The sequence below is a fragment of the Croceitalea sp. MTPC6 genome, from assembly GCF_036985525.1.
Classification (GTDB): domain Bacteria; phylum Bacteroidota; class Bacteroidia; order Flavobacteriales; family Flavobacteriaceae; genus Croceitalea.
Map to the genome: position 1 here is coordinate 91,399 of NZ_BTGR01000008.1, position 14,267 is coordinate 105,665.

Annotated in this window: 12 protein-coding genes; 7 read left to right on the forward strand and 5 right to left on the reverse strand. The window is 36.5% G+C overall.

From position 1 onward, the window contains the following. Positions 1-188: 188 nt before the first annotated feature. The 4 genes from hutG to hutH are packed head-to-tail and all read right to left on the reverse strand — an operon-like array spanning position 189 to position 6,013. Positions 189-1,139: a formimidoylglutamase gene (gene hutG, locus AACP56_RS14225; protein WP_339337489.1), complete on the reverse strand. Its 951-nt coding sequence runs from the start codon at positions 1,137-1,139 to the stop codon at positions 189-191. A gap of 3 nt (positions 1,140-1,142) precedes the next feature. Next, on the reverse strand, positions 1,143-3,200 hold the full coding sequence (locus tag AACP56_RS14230) for a urocanate hydratase (protein ID WP_339337488.1): 2,058 nt from the start codon (positions 3,198-3,200) through the stop codon (positions 1,143-1,145). Between the two features lie 4 nt (positions 3,201-3,204). Continuing rightward, complete coding sequence (gene hutI / locus AACP56_RS14235) at positions 3,205-4,431, reverse strand: imidazolonepropionase (RefSeq protein ID WP_339337487.1); 1,227 nt, start codon at positions 4,429-4,431, stop codon at positions 3,205-3,207. Position 4,432: 1 nt separating this feature from the next. Continuing rightward, complete coding sequence (hutH, locus tag AACP56_RS14240; protein ID WP_339337486.1) at positions 4,433-6,013, reverse strand: histidine ammonia-lyase; 1,581 nt, start codon at positions 6,011-6,013, stop codon at positions 4,433-4,435. Positions 6,014-6,097: 84 nt separating this feature from the next. Between hutH and AACP56_RS14245 the strand changes: the two genes are divergently transcribed. Beyond that, complete coding sequence (locus AACP56_RS14245) at positions 6,098-6,985, forward strand: LysR family transcriptional regulator (protein WP_339337485.1); 888 nt, start codon at positions 6,098-6,100, stop codon at positions 6,983-6,985. A 44-nt stretch (positions 6,986-7,029) separates the two neighbouring features. Then, entirely contained in the window at positions 7,030-7,584 is a 555-nt protein-coding gene (locus AACP56_RS14250; RefSeq protein ID WP_339337484.1) for a nitroreductase family protein, read from the forward strand. On the opposite strand, the gene AACP56_RS14255 is transcribed toward AACP56_RS14250, so the two are convergent. Beyond that, positions 7,581-8,093, reverse strand: a complete 513-nt coding sequence (locus tag AACP56_RS14255) for a DUF456 domain-containing protein (RefSeq protein ID WP_339337483.1) — start codon at positions 8,091-8,093, stop codon at positions 7,581-7,583. The two genes, AACP56_RS14250 and AACP56_RS14255, sit on opposite strands and share 4 nt — an antisense overlap. A gap of 133 nt (positions 8,094-8,226) precedes the next feature. Here AACP56_RS14255 and AACP56_RS14260 point away from each other — a divergent pair, with 133 nt between their 5' ends. The 5 genes from AACP56_RS14260 (at position 8,227) to AACP56_RS14280 (ending at position 14,266) form a co-directional block, all read left to right on the forward strand. After that, positions 8,227-10,479, forward strand: a complete 2,253-nt coding sequence (locus AACP56_RS14260; RefSeq protein WP_339337482.1) for a TonB-dependent receptor — start codon at positions 8,227-8,229, stop codon at positions 10,477-10,479. A gap of 83 nt (positions 10,480-10,562) precedes the next feature. Further along, complete coding sequence (locus tag AACP56_RS14265) at positions 10,563-10,925, forward strand: BlaI/MecI/CopY family transcriptional regulator (protein WP_339337481.1); 363 nt, start codon at positions 10,563-10,565, stop codon at positions 10,923-10,925. After that, positions 10,922-12,601, forward strand: coding sequence for a M56 family metallopeptidase (locus tag AACP56_RS14270; RefSeq protein ID WP_339337480.1), 1,680 nt, complete (start codon positions 10,922-10,924; stop codon positions 12,599-12,601). Before AACP56_RS14265 ends, AACP56_RS14270 begins: the two co-directional genes overlap by 4 nt. A gap of 1 nt (position 12,602) precedes the next feature. Beyond that, positions 12,603-13,742: a tetratricopeptide repeat protein gene (locus AACP56_RS14275; RefSeq protein ID WP_339337479.1), complete on the forward strand. Its 1,140-nt coding sequence runs from the start codon at positions 12,603-12,605 to the stop codon at positions 13,740-13,742. A gap of 44 nt (positions 13,743-13,786) precedes the next feature. Then, entirely contained in the window at positions 13,787-14,266 is a 480-nt protein-coding gene (locus AACP56_RS14280) for a hypothetical protein (RefSeq protein ID WP_339337478.1), read from the forward strand. Position 14,267 lies beyond the last annotated feature (1 nt).

A 14,267-nucleotide genomic window follows, 5' to 3' on the forward strand; every position in this document is an offset into this window, starting at 1 on the left:
ATTCTCTTGGCACAATATCAAAACCTTTACTATCTTTGTCATGTTGTGTTGTGTTTCAATTCAATGTTGAATTGAAACTAGGTATTGCATTTAGATGCAAACCAATGAAAGGCTTTCCTTATGGGAGGCTTTTTTTGTTTGATAAAACTCTGTTTTATCAAATCCCGAACTTGTTTCGGAATCAGGCTTTAGAATTCTAAATGAATTACTTGATGAATTAAGGATGCCGCAAGTTTTGCTGTTTGACTGTCTCGGTCATATTTTGGATTCATTTCTGCTAAATCCATACTAACTACTTTTTTGGAAGTAAAGATTTTTTGTAGACAAGCCAGCACAATATCGGGAGCAAAACCCATTGGCGAAGCAGCACTAACCCCTGGCGCATAAGCCGAAGAAAAGCCATCTAAATCAATAGTTACATAAATACCATCTACACGCTTCATGAATGCATCTAGTTTTTTATGGATAGCCCTTAAATGATTTATAGAAAACTCATCTCTAATAACGTAATCAGCATTATATTTTTTTGCGGTTTCAAATAGCTGCGTATCATTGGCATCTTTCCTAATTCCTAAGCATAGATAATTGAAACCTGAATTTTCTTGAGCTATTTGATAAAAGGGAGTACCCGAAGTATTTCCCTTTTCATTAGAACGCAAATCAAAATGTGCATCAAAGTTTAGGATTCCAATTTTTACATTTTTATTCTTGGACTTCAAATATTTATTAATTCCATTGTAATGGCCGTAAGCAATATCATGCCCTCCTCCTAAAAGAATTGGAAAAGTGTTCTTTTGTAGTAGCGATGAAACTTTTTCAGCGAGTAGTTCTTGTGTTTTTTCCATTTTGTCGCCTATGCAAAACACATCTCCGGCATCAACCAAATGTTCTGAGTTGGATAAATGATTGGGCATTTTAGCCAAAGCCTTTCGTATGACATTTGGACCGTCTTTTGCGCCAACCCTTCCCTGATTTCTTTTTACACCTTCATCACAGGCATACCCCAAAAGCGTAAATGTCTTTCCCTTAGCTTCTGCTATGGATGACAGCGATAGAAGCTGAACCTTTTCATGTAAATAAAGCTCTTGGTCAGATACTCTACCTGTCCAATTTTCTTGTGATGGGTTTTGATACGACATAGCTTAAAAAAGGTTGTCCAGTAAATTTTCATTTACCAGATTGGGTAAGGTTATTTTTAACTGTGGTGTTCTTTCCATTTCACGTTTAATGGCAAATATGGCCTCTTTGTTACGAGCCCAACTTCTACGAGAAATACCATTGTTTACATCATAGAAGAGCATATTTTTTAATCGTTTGCTAGCTTCTTCAGAACCATCTAATAACATTCCAAAACCGCCATTAATGACCTCTCCCCATCCAACGCCGCCACCATTATGGATGGAAACCCATGTTGCCCCCCTGAAACTATCTCCGATGACGTTATGTATGGCCATATCAGCTGTGAATTGGCTCCCGTCATAAATATTGCTGGTTTCTCGAAAAGGAGAATCGGTTCCGCTTACATCATGATGGTCGCGCCCGAGTACAACAGGGGCTGAAATATGGCCGGAAGCAATGGCTTGATTAAAGGCCTCTGCTATTTTGGTACGACCCTCAGCATCTGCATATAAGATCCTGGCCTGCGAACCGACGACCAATTGATTGTCTTCAGCTTCTTCAATCCAAGTAATGTTATCCTGCATTTGTTGCTGAATTTCCGCAGGCGATGAAGATTTGATTGCCCTTATGATTTCAAGGGCAATCAAATCGGTTTTTTTTAGATCTTCGGGCTTTCCAGAAGTACATACCCAGCGAAATGGTCCAAAACCGTAATCAAAGCACATTGGCCCCAAAATATCTTGAACGTATGATGGATAGGCCCATCCCCCAGCCCCTTCCCCAAGGGAAGGGTGGCTAGAAAAACTACCTTTATCATTTTTAAAAATTGCTGCTCCTGCGCGAGATGATTCCAATAAAAATGCATTACCATAATCAAAAAAGTAAGTTCCTTTTTCGCTGTGCCTATTAATAGCATCTACTTGTCTTCGTAAAGAAGCTTGAACCTTTTCTTTATATGCTTCAGGATTTTCAACCATCATGGTATTTGCTTCCTCAAAGGATAGTTCAACAGGATAATAGCCACCAGCCCATGGGTTGTGCAATGAGGTCTGATCAGAACCTAAATGGACATAAATAGCTGACTCATAAAATTGGTCCCAAACGGTAACCACATTGCCGATAAAGGCAATAGAAACAACCTCATTGTCATGAATTGCTTTTCGGGTTCTTTCAACAAGTTCATTTATGTCAGAAATAAGTTCATCTACCCAGCCTTGCTCATATCTTTTTTTGGCAGCTGAAGGATTTACCTCTGCGCATACCGTAATACATCCTGCTATATTCCCTGCTTTAGGTTGTGCGCCACTCATACCTCCAAGACCAGCAGTTAAAAATACTTTTCCGTTAGGAGAATCTCCTTTGTCCAAGACTTTCCGAAAAGCATTCATGACAGTGATGGCAGTACCATGAACAATGCCTTGAGGTCCAATGTACATGTATGAACCTGCAGTCATTTGTCCATATTGGGTAACTCCCAAAGCATTATATTTTTCCCAGTCATCGGGTTTGGAGTAATTGGGAATCATCATCCCATTGGTGACAACAACTCTTGGCGCTTCCTTTGAAGAAGGAAAAAGTCCCATGGGATGACCGGAATACATATGAAGTGTCTGCTCATTGGTCATTTCTGCCAAATATTTCATGGTCAATAAATACTGCGCCCAATTTTGAAAGACTGCTCCATTACCACCATAGGTAATCAATTCTTCGGGGTGTTGAGCCACTGCTGGGTCCAAATTGTTTTGAATCATCAACATGATAGCAGCACCTTCTTTGGTATTCGCAGGATATTCATGTATCGGTCTAGCATAAATTTTATAATCCGGCTTAAACCGAAGCATGTAAATTCTACCATATGTTTTTAATTCGTTCGCAAAGTCTACTGCCAATTCCTGATGCCATGCTTTTGGGAAATAGCGCAAAGCATTTTTGATGGCTAGCTTTTTTTCTTCAATAGAAAGAATCTCTTTTCTTTTTGGAGCTGGGTTTCCACTTTTGGGATATGCTCTTTTTTGGGGTAATTCCGAAGGAATTCCTTGTAAAATCTGACTTTTAAAACTATTGTCTAAGGTTGTCTCCATCTTACTATATTTTAGCTCCATTTTTCCAAACAGCATTAGGTTTTAGCTGCCCTTGATGGTATGTAATTTCTTTATAATTGGCTGTTGGGAAAGTGATGAAATCTGCGATTTTTCCTTTCTCCAAAATTCCTTTGTTTTTTAGTTCTAATGCAGCAGCAGCTCGGTAGGTAATACCTGCTAAAACTTCAGCATTGGATAGTTTTTCAAACGTTCCAAGAATTGCAGCCTGCGTCAATAAATCTCCCATTGGTGCTGAACCAGGGTTGTGGTCACTTGCTATGGCTAAAGCTCCACCAGCATCCAACAATTTTCGGGCAGGGATAAAATTGCATCCCAATCCTATTGTTGCCCCGGGCAAGGCAACAGAAATGGTATTGCTCTTTGCCAATAATACAATCTCTTTTTCTGAGCTTGCTTCTAAATGATCTGCACTTACCGCATTGTAATGTATAGCTGTTTCACTACCTCCTACAGAAAACTGATCGGCATGAACGGTTATGCTAAACCCCATAGCCCTAGCTTTTTGAAAATAGGGAGCAATATCTAAAGAAGAGAAAGCACTTTCCTCAATAAAGGCATCAATTCTATTGGTAAGGTTTTCAGACTTTAAAATGGGGAATAGTTTTGAGCTAATTTCTTCTAGATATGCTGATGCGGAGCCATCCCAATCTTTTGGTTTCATATGTGCCGCTAAACAAGTAGGGATTAAATCCGGTTGAATTTTAGAGTCAGCCTCTTTAATTGCCCTAAGCATTTTTAATTCTTCATCTACAGTAAGTCCGTAACCACTTTTTACTTCAATTGTGGTAATCCCAGATTTTAAATGTTTTTTTGCTCGCTCAATGATTCCAGCAACCAATTCTTTTGAAGTTGCTTTTCGGGTTTTAGTGACCGTGTCCCAGATTCCACCTCCCGCTTTTGCAATTTCTAAGTATGATTTACCTGAATTTCGAAGCGCAAAATCATTGGCTCTTGAGCCCGCAAAACAAATATGTGTATGCGCATCTATCATTCCTGGAATACAAACTGATTCGCCTTCAACATGTGCTATTTCAACACCATTAGATTTTAAATCATCAAATTTTCCAATACCGGTTATTTTTCCTTCAGAAATGAGGATGCCCCCATTCGTTATAACTTCAAGTTGATGGTCTTCCAATGCTCCTTTTAATGGAATATTGGTCATGGGTAAAACTTGCGTAAAAGGTCCGATTAAAACTGACTTTTTCATACTAGAAAATTTCAAATTCTTCTTGATGGGTAGTATCCCAAGTTATATTGTTTTCTTTCATTGTATTTTCAACAAGTTGGGTGACTTGACCCGTTTTGACGATGTCAATAGCTGTTTGGATATCATCTGCAAATACACGGTCCTTATCAGCAAAACTTACCTTAGTCCTTAAAAATTGATGCACTTTGTCTAACAAGATACCAGACTTTAATGGTTTTCTAAATTCAAAGGCTTGTGCAGCAGTTAGAAGCTCTATTGCCAATATCTTCTCTACATTTTCCAAGACTTGAAGGGCTTTTCGTCCACTTATAGATCCCATACTAACATGGTCTTCTTGACCCAATGAAGTAGGAATGCTATCTGCGCTAGCCGGAAAGCATAAACCTTTATTTTCACTTGCCAAAGCAGCTGTAGTATATTGCAAAATCATATAACCAGAGTTGATGCCGGTATCGTTCATCAAAAGCTTGGGAACTCCTGGGCTATTGCCCTCTAAAGCTAAGTAAATCCTCCGGTCCGATATATTACCAAGTTCAGAAGCAGCTAATGTAGCATAGTCCAGTACCATGGCAATAGGTTGTCCATGAAAGTTACCTCCGCTAATCGTCAGTTCACTATCAATGATAACTGGGTTGTCAGTAACGGAATTTAATTCTGTTTCTATCAATTCTTTTAAATGTAACCATGTATTTCTGGAAGCCCCATGGACCTGGGGAATACAGCGCAAAGAATAGGGGTCTTGTACACGTTCACAGTCAATATGGTCTTCTAAAATTTCGGAACCTTTAAGTAAGGTTCGGATTCTACCAGCAACATGTTGGTTCCCTTTAAAAGGTCTAAGCTCATGCAACTCTTTAAAAAAGGGTTTAATGGAACCCTGCAGACCTTCAATCATCATTGCGCCTATGATATCGGCTTGTTTTAAACAAGAATGGAGCTTTTCTACAACTAAAACTCCATGTGCCAAAATGAACTGAGTACCATTTATAAGGGCAAGTCCTTCTTTGGGACCTAATTCTATAGGGCTGAGACTTGTTTTTGCAAAAAGCTTAGAGGTTTCAATTTCTTTTCCTTCAAAATAGACTTTGCCTAAACCAATTAAAGGTAAAAAAAGATGTGATAAAGGAGCTAAATCACCAGATGCACCAACTGAACCTTGGGAAGGCACTACCGGAATAGCATCATGCTCTATATGCCACAAAATACGTTCTAATGTTTTTAGTTGTATGCCTGAAAACCCTTTTGCTAAAGCCTGCATTTTTAATATCAGCATTACTTTCGAAAGTTCTTTGCTAATAGGTTTTCCAACACCTACACTGTGACTTTGTAAAATATTTGTTTGCAGTATTTTAGTTTCCTCTTTAGATATTTTGGTGGTGCAAAGAGGTCCAAAACCAGTATTTATGCCATAGACAGGCTCATTCTTTTCTACAATGTCTGCTACAACTTGGACGCTTTTAGCAACCTTTTTTTTAGTTTCCTCTGTTAAGATTCCCTTTACTTGATTACGTGCAATTTTTAGCGTTGCACTTACAGTCAATAGGTCTTCTCCAAACTGAAATATTTTCAATTGCTCTTTCATTGGTTGCGTAGGTTTTATAGTTCTATAAAAGTAAAAGCTATATTTGATAATTACCAATACTATTTTTTGTATTAATTAATAATCATGAGTTATCAAATTGAGTTAAGACACTTTAGTTATTTTTTGGCTGTAGCAGAGGAATTGCATTATAGGAAAGCGGCAGAAAAATTATTTATTTCACAACCTGGACTTAGTACCCAGATTAAACAGATGGAATCAATTTTAGAGGTGAAGCTGTTTGAAAGAGATAAGAAGAAAGTCAGTTTAACGGCTGCTGGAGCTTTTCTTAAGGGAGAAGTGGAATTTATCATGAACCATTTAAATCAAACGAAAAGACATTTAAAACTTATTGATGAAGGTCTTTTAGGGGAAATCCGTATTGGTTTTTTGGGTTCTGCTATGCAAAAAGTAATACCAAACCTATTATTAAGTTTAAAGGATACTGCTCCAGAAGTCCACACAAGTTTGGAGGAACTTTCAAATAATGCTCAGATTAATGCTTTGTTAAAAGATAAATTGGATATCGGCTTTGTTCGATTGGCAAGAGTACCCAATGGGCTTAAAATCAAGCCAGTTTTTGTAGATACCTTTTCACTTGTTGTTCCGGTTGATTTTCATATTGATGAGTCAAACTTTAAAGGAATGCATCAATTAGCGGAGAGTGATTTTATTTTGTTCTCCCAAGATTACAGTTCGTTATACTATGACACCATTATGAGTATTTGTGAGGATGCAGGTTTTACCCCAAAAGTTTCCCATAAATCCGTTCATGCACTTACTATATTTAAGTTGGTAGAGAACGGACTTGGAATTTCAATAGTGCCAACAGCTTTGCAATATGGATTTAAAATGAATGTAAGATTTATTGAATTGAAAAAAGTAAAACAAAAAGCTATCCTTTCTGCTGCCTGGAAAACAGACAATAGGAATCAAGTATTGCAGTTATGTCTAAATTCTCTTTTTGGGCATTAGAATTAGATGTGTTTAGAGTAATTTTATAGTAATAAAATAATAGTATGATTTTTGACCTAATCAAAAGAAGAAGAAGTGTCTTCCCTGTTCAATATAATGATAGGCCAATTGCCAAAGAAGCCCTGGAAAAGTTGCTTGAAGCAGCTAATTGGGCTCCAAATCACAAGAAAACTGAACCTTGGCGTTTTAAGGTGTTGAATGGTGATTCTAAAGCTAAATTAGGTGAGTTTTTGGCAAACAAATACCAAGAAGTCGAGGCCAGGCCCAAGCAGATAAAGATTAAAAAACTTCAGGAAAACCCAAAGAAAGCAGGAGCTATTATTGCTATCTGCATGCAGCGAGACCCAAATGAAAGCTTACCAGAATGGGAAGAAGTTGCAGCTACGGCAATGGCTGTTCAAAATATGTGGTTAACGGCCACCGATTTGGGAATAGGTTCCTATTGGAGTTCTCCAGGACTCATAAAATATATGAATGAGTTCTTTGATTTAAATGATGGGGAGCGTTGCTTAGGCTTCTTTTATCTAGGGTACTATGATGAGGAACTATTAGAAGGAACACGACAACCTATTGAAAATAAGACAGTTTGGTTGGACTAGCTAAACGTAAATAGCTCTGCCCCATACTCAATAGCCTTCCAAATAAATAGTCCTAAATAGATTACGGTCACTAAAAACTTCATAAAAGTCCCTGTTAAAAAACCCAAAAAAGAACCAAAAGCTGCTTTTAGGGCACTTTTCTGATCTGCTTTATTTGCCAATTCCCCAACCAAAGCTCCTACAAAAGGCCATATGATTATCCCAAACGGACCAAGTACCGGGAAAATTATGGCAACCAATAGTCCAATTATCGTGCCCCACATCCCAGCTTTACTACCGCCAAATTTTTTGGTTCCCATAGCTGGAATAATATAGTCCATTATGGTTATAAGTAGCGCAAAGAATAGTGTGATTCCTAGTAGCCACCAATTGTCCGGTACTGCATTGGTCAAATACAATAACAGTAGTCCAACCCAACTGATGGGTGGACCCGGGAGCACAGGCAAAAAACTACCTAAAATACCTATAAGCATTAAGATAAAACCAATAACTAACAGGACTATATCCATTTTAAAATTTATCTATAGGACAAAAATAAGCAGTAAATGTTACAGATTTTTCAAAACCTGTGACTAAAAAACTCCGTAGGTAAAATGAAAATAATAGTAAACATTAAAAACCTTAAGTCAGCTTTTCTATAAAATGGTCTCACTATTAAAAATACCCCGAGTACAAGAATACCTCATTTTACTCTGTTTGCTAACAGTTTCAATAACAAATGCGCAGGTAATAAAAGGTAAGATAACAGACGAAAACAACAAGCCTCTACAGGATGTTGGTATTTTTAATAAAACTAGTGGTCAACATACCCATAGCAATGGGACTGGTTATTTTGTTTTGGAAAGAACTTCAACTTTAGACACGGTTTACTTTTCCAGATTGGGATACGCAACAGAAATCATTCAGATTACAAAAGAGAACCTAAAAGGGCTTCTTAATTTAAAACTAAAAGAATCCTCGGTCTCTTTAGAACAGGTAATAGTAGTTTCAGAAGTTGATGCATTAAGTCATATTGTAGATGTGGATGTTAAGACAAATCCTGTAAAATCATCTCAAGAAATTTTAAGAAAGGTACCTGGTTTAATTATTGGTCAGCATGCTGGAGGAGGAAAGGCTGAACAAATTTTCCTTCGCGGTTTTGATGTAGATCACGGTACAGATGTTGCTCTTCAAGTTGATGGGTTGCCAGTGAACATGGTATCACATGCGCATGGTCAGGGTTATGCTGATCTTCATTTCGTAATTCCCGAAACCATAGAGAATGTCAATTTCGGTAAAGGTCCTTATTATGCAGATCAAGGCAACTTTAATACAGCGGGCTATGTAGATTTAAGATTGCGCAAAAGTCTGGATGAGAGCATGGCTTCTCTAGAAGTAGGAGATTTTAATACCCAACGATTAGTAGGGATGTTCAATGTGCTAGATCAGAGCAATAACAACGCATACCTAGCTTCTGAACTTTATTTAACTGATGGGCCTGTGGAATCTCCTCAAAACTTCAATAGAATAAATATAATGGGGAGATATCGTTACTATTTGCCAGGTAGCCAGGAATTGCTTTTGACCGCTTCACATTTTCAGAGTAAGTGGGATGCTTCTGGACAGATTCCACAGCGAGCGGTAGACCAAGGACTCATAAGTCGTTTTGGGGCGATTGATGATACTGAAGGTGGTGAAACCGGTAGAACAAATTTTTTGGTCAACCATAGTATAACCTTAAATGAAAATCAAACGGTTAAGTCAAAAGCATATGTTTCTAAGTATGATTTTGAATTATATTCCAACTTTACTTTTTTTCTAGAAGACTCGGAGAATGGAGATCAGATAAGCCAACGGGAACAAAGGACTATTATTGGGGCAGAAAGTGTTTTTGAAAATAAACACATGGACCTTTTTGACACTAATTTTGAGTATTCTGCTGGATTGGGTTTCCGCTATGATAATGTTGATGACAATGAACTTTCAAGTACATTGAACAGGCAAACTACTTTAAATCAGATTTCTTTTGGAAATGTGGATGAGGTAAATATGTACGGATTTTTAGATTCAGAATTACAAGCTGGTAATTTTACGTTTAACCCTTCTATACGATTAGATTACTTTAAGTTTGATTATATAAATAGACTAAGTGCCTTGTATGATAATCAAAGCGAATCAAAATTGGCGATAAGCCCTAAATTCAACACTATTTATTCGCCAAATTTTAACACACAATTCTTTTTAAAAACAGGTATAGGGTTTCATTCCAATGATGCTAGGGTAGTGGTTGCTAACGATGGTAAAGATATTTTGCCTGCTGCTTACGGAGTAGATTTAGGAGCTATTTTTAAACCAATGGATAAGTTTGTTCTTAATACAACACTTTGGGGATTGTGGTTAAATCAGGAATTTGTGTATGTTGGAGATGCAGGCGTTGTGGAGCCAAGTGGGAAAACTAGAAGGTTAGGTGTTGAGCTTGGAGCACGCTACCAAGCAACAGATTGGTTATACCTTTATTCTGATGCCAATTACACATGGGGCAGAAGCATAGAAGAACCAAAAGGGGAAAACTTTATTCCTTTAGCGCCAGACTTTACTGCGGTAGGTGGATTTACAGTAAAAACAAATAACGGATTTTCTGGTGGGTTGAATTACAGGTATATTGATGACAGACCAGCAAACGAAGATAACTCCATAGTGGCCGAAGGCTATTTTGTTACTGATGCAAATATTAGTTACACCCATAAGAACGTGACGTTTGGTCTTACGGTAGAAAACCTTTTTGATGTGGAATGGAACGAAACCCAATTTGCCACCGAAAGTCGCCTATTTAATGAATCGGAATCCGTAGAAGAGATTCATTTTACGCCGGGCACACCTTTCTTTTTACGTGGAAAAATTGCTTTTACTTTTTAGAAAGCTGATTTTTAACTAAAAAATTAGTTTAAACTAAGAATTTAGTTATATTTGTTTCATTATTGAACTAAAACATTAGCTAAATGAAACAACTCACCAAGGCAGAAGAAGAAGTAATGCAACTACTTTGGCAGTTACAAAAGGCCAATGTCGCGGCACTTATCAAAGAACTTCCTGAGCCAAAACCTGCATATAATACAGTTTCTACCATTGTTCGCATTTTAGAGGACAAAGGGTTTGTAGATCATGAAAAAATTGGTAAAGGGCATGTGTATTACCCTTTGGTTAATAAATCAGAATACAGTAATCAGTCCATAAATAAATTGGTAGATGGGTATTTTCAAGGGTCATTTAAGAGTATGGTTTCTTTTTTTATGAAAAAAAATGATATCAGCCTTGCTGAATTGGAGAGTATTATGAATCAAATTAAAAAAGAGGAAAAATGATACAGTATATTATAGAATGTTTGGCTTTTCAACTACTCTTTTTGGTGGTTTATGACGTGTTTTTAAAGCGAGAAACTTTTTTTCAATGGAATCGTGCTTACCTAATAATCACTTTTGTTCTTTCTATGTTGCTGCCATGGATAAAAATAGAAGCTTTAAAAACTACTGTTTCTGAAGATTTTGTAAGTTATCCTGTATTTCTGTGGCAACTAGAAGGTGTAGAATTAAGCACTACGCAACCTAAGACTAATTGGTTGGCTTCTTTGCCAACGGAGTACATCATTTTTGGATTAGGAGTAATAGTTTCGGGCTTATATTTTGTATTTAAACTCAATCAAATTTATTCGCTTAAAAAAAAGGGAACTATTCGTTATTATCAGGACTTTACTAAAGTTGTCATCAAGAAAAGTGAGGTGGCATTTTCGTTCTTTAAAAATATTTTTTTAGGGGAAGAAATTCAGAAAGAAAACGAGAACAATATTATTGCACATGAGTTGGTGCATATTAAACAATGGCATTCACTGGACTTGCTCTTTTTTGAAATTATGCGCATTGCTTTTTGGTTTAACCCTCTGGTTTATGTGTATCAGAAAAAAGTTTCAGAACTACACGAATTTATTGCGGATAGTGCAGTTGCAAAAACAGATAAAAAAGGGCAATATCAAACACTTTTGGCAGAAGCTTTTCAAACGGACAATATCAGCTTTGTCAATCAATTTTTTAAAAAATCATTAATCAAAAAACGAATCGTCATGATAAGTAAAGAGAGGTCAAAAAAAATTTATCAGTTTAAGTATTTATTGTTAGTGCCCCTTGTTTTGGGGATGTTGGTCTATACGTCTTGTGAATTAGATAATAAAGAGACATCTGTTGAAGCTGAAACACCTTTAAAGGTCACTGTTGAACAGGAGAGTGTTCCTTTTGCCATAGTGGATGAAGTTCCCATTTTCCCTGGATGCGAAAATGCGGTGGATAAAAAAGCATGCTTTCAAGAAAAAATAAATGAACATATCCGTAAAAACTTCAACTACCCTATTGATGCACAAGAGTCAGGTATCCAAGGAAGAGTTTTAACTTTATTTATTATTGGTGCAGATGGAAAAATTAAAAATATTAAAATGCGTGGTCCAGATAAATTACTGGAAACAGAAGTAAAGCGGATTGTAGAACGTTTACCACAAATGCAACCAGGAAGACAAGATGGAAAAGCGGTAAATGTTCCTTTTTCTATCCCAGTTACTTTTAAATTAGCAGGCACTTCTTCTATTGTTGATAAAGATGGTCTAATAATAGTGGGCTATAATGGACCAAAAGAGAAAAAAAATGTTGACAGTGTTCCTTTTACATTAGTTGATGAAGTTCCCATTTTCCCTGGATGCGAAAATGCAGCAGATAAAAAAGCATGTTTTCAAGAAAGTATGAAAAATCACATTAAAAAGCATTTTAATTATCCTGATGAGGCACAAGAGCTAGGTGTTCAAGGTCGTGTGAGTTTATTGTTTATGATTTCAAAAGATGGTTCCATAAAGAAAATTAGAAAACGAGGTCCTCATGAATTATTAGAGAATGAAGCGGTTCGCATAATTGAGCGACTACCAAAAATGCAACCAGGGAAACATGAAGGAAAAGAGGTGGATGTGCCTTTTGCTATTCCAATAACATTCAAGCTAAACTAATTTGAAACAACTTTTTATCTTATTGATAGTGGTATCTATTTATAAAGCCGAAGCACAATCTTCGGCTTCTTCGGTCGCAGACAGTCTTTACCTTTTAGGGAATTATGCCGCTGCTATAAATGCGTATTCAGAAATAGGGGATGAGAAATCTAGCCTCCAAATTGCTCGAGCATACAATGCCATTGGAAATAAAGAAAAAGCAATTTTACAATACCAAAGTATTCTTTCAAATAACGATAAGAATACCTTAGCAAAGTTTGAACTGGGAAAACTTTTAGACAAGTCTAAGAAGTACGAGAAAGCAGCAATCTTGTTTAGGGAATTGACCACGTCTAAAAGTGAAAACCCAGAATTTTATTACTACCTGGGTAAAGCATTACAATCAAGTTTAGCTTATGAAGAAGGAAATAGAGCATTAAAAAAAGCTATCCAATTAGATAGTACCCATTTAAGGAGTATTTATTTGTTGGGCAAATATTATGTTGGCGTAGAAGAACCTATGAATGCAATTAAAATCATTGATTTAGGTTTAAAAACCGCTCCGAATGATGTTGCTCTTTTAAATTTAAAGGCATTGACCAGGTTTGATATTGGCGAATATAATATAGCTGCACCCTTATTTGAAAGACTTATAGCACTTGGAGAAAAGAAACCTTTTATCTATAAAAAATTAGGATATTCCCAGGCTAATATTAAAGAATATCAAAAGGCTAAAGTTACTTACAAACATCTGGAAGAATTATCCAACTATGAAGCCGATGCATACCAAGGATTGGGACAAGTGTATCTTTTAGAAAAAAAACTAGATAGTGCTGAAACTTATTTCTTAAAATCCATAGAAGAAAGACGTTATATTTTTGACAATGAATATCAAAGTTTAGGGCGAATTGCGCGTTTAAAAGGGGAGCTCAAGAAATCATTGGATTATTATACCAAAGCATGGGAAGAGGATAAGATGAATCAATTGAATTATTGGCAAATTTGTGTCTTGGCAGATGAGTACTATAAAGACCCTAAAATCAAATTGAGGCATTACGAAAAACTTTTGTCAGACTTTGAAAGGGTATACCCTTTTTTAAAGCAAAGAGCACAAAAACGTATTAAGGAATTGAAAGAGGAAATCCATTTTAACTCCGAATGAATTAACCAAAAAATCGTAATTTCAGCCAAATTCTATGGGTTCGCATGCGAAAGTTTTTGTTCTTTTTTTTTCTGTTATCACTTGTTTCTTGTGAGTATTTTAGGTCGCAAGAAAAGCAGACCGAGCAAATAGTTAATGATGAATTACTGGCCATTGATTGGAACGATGTAGATCAATATCCTCTTTTTGAAAATTGTGATGAGAATGCTACCAAAGAAGCACAGCGCAACTGCTTTCAAGTGACAATGTTGAGCTATTTTGCCACTGCTTTTGATGATTTGGAATTTGAAGTTGAAAAGGATATTAATGATACATTGCACATTGATTTTTTGATAGATGAACATGGTTTTATGACGGTATTGGAAATTCAGGAGAAAGATAATGTGAATAAAGTATTGCCCCAGTTAAAAGAAGAGTTTTCTAAAAGATTAAACGATTTAACTACGGTTGCTCCTGCACTTAAAAGAAGTACGCCAGTAAGTGTAAAATTTAGATTGCCAATCGTACTAAATACCACAAACTGAT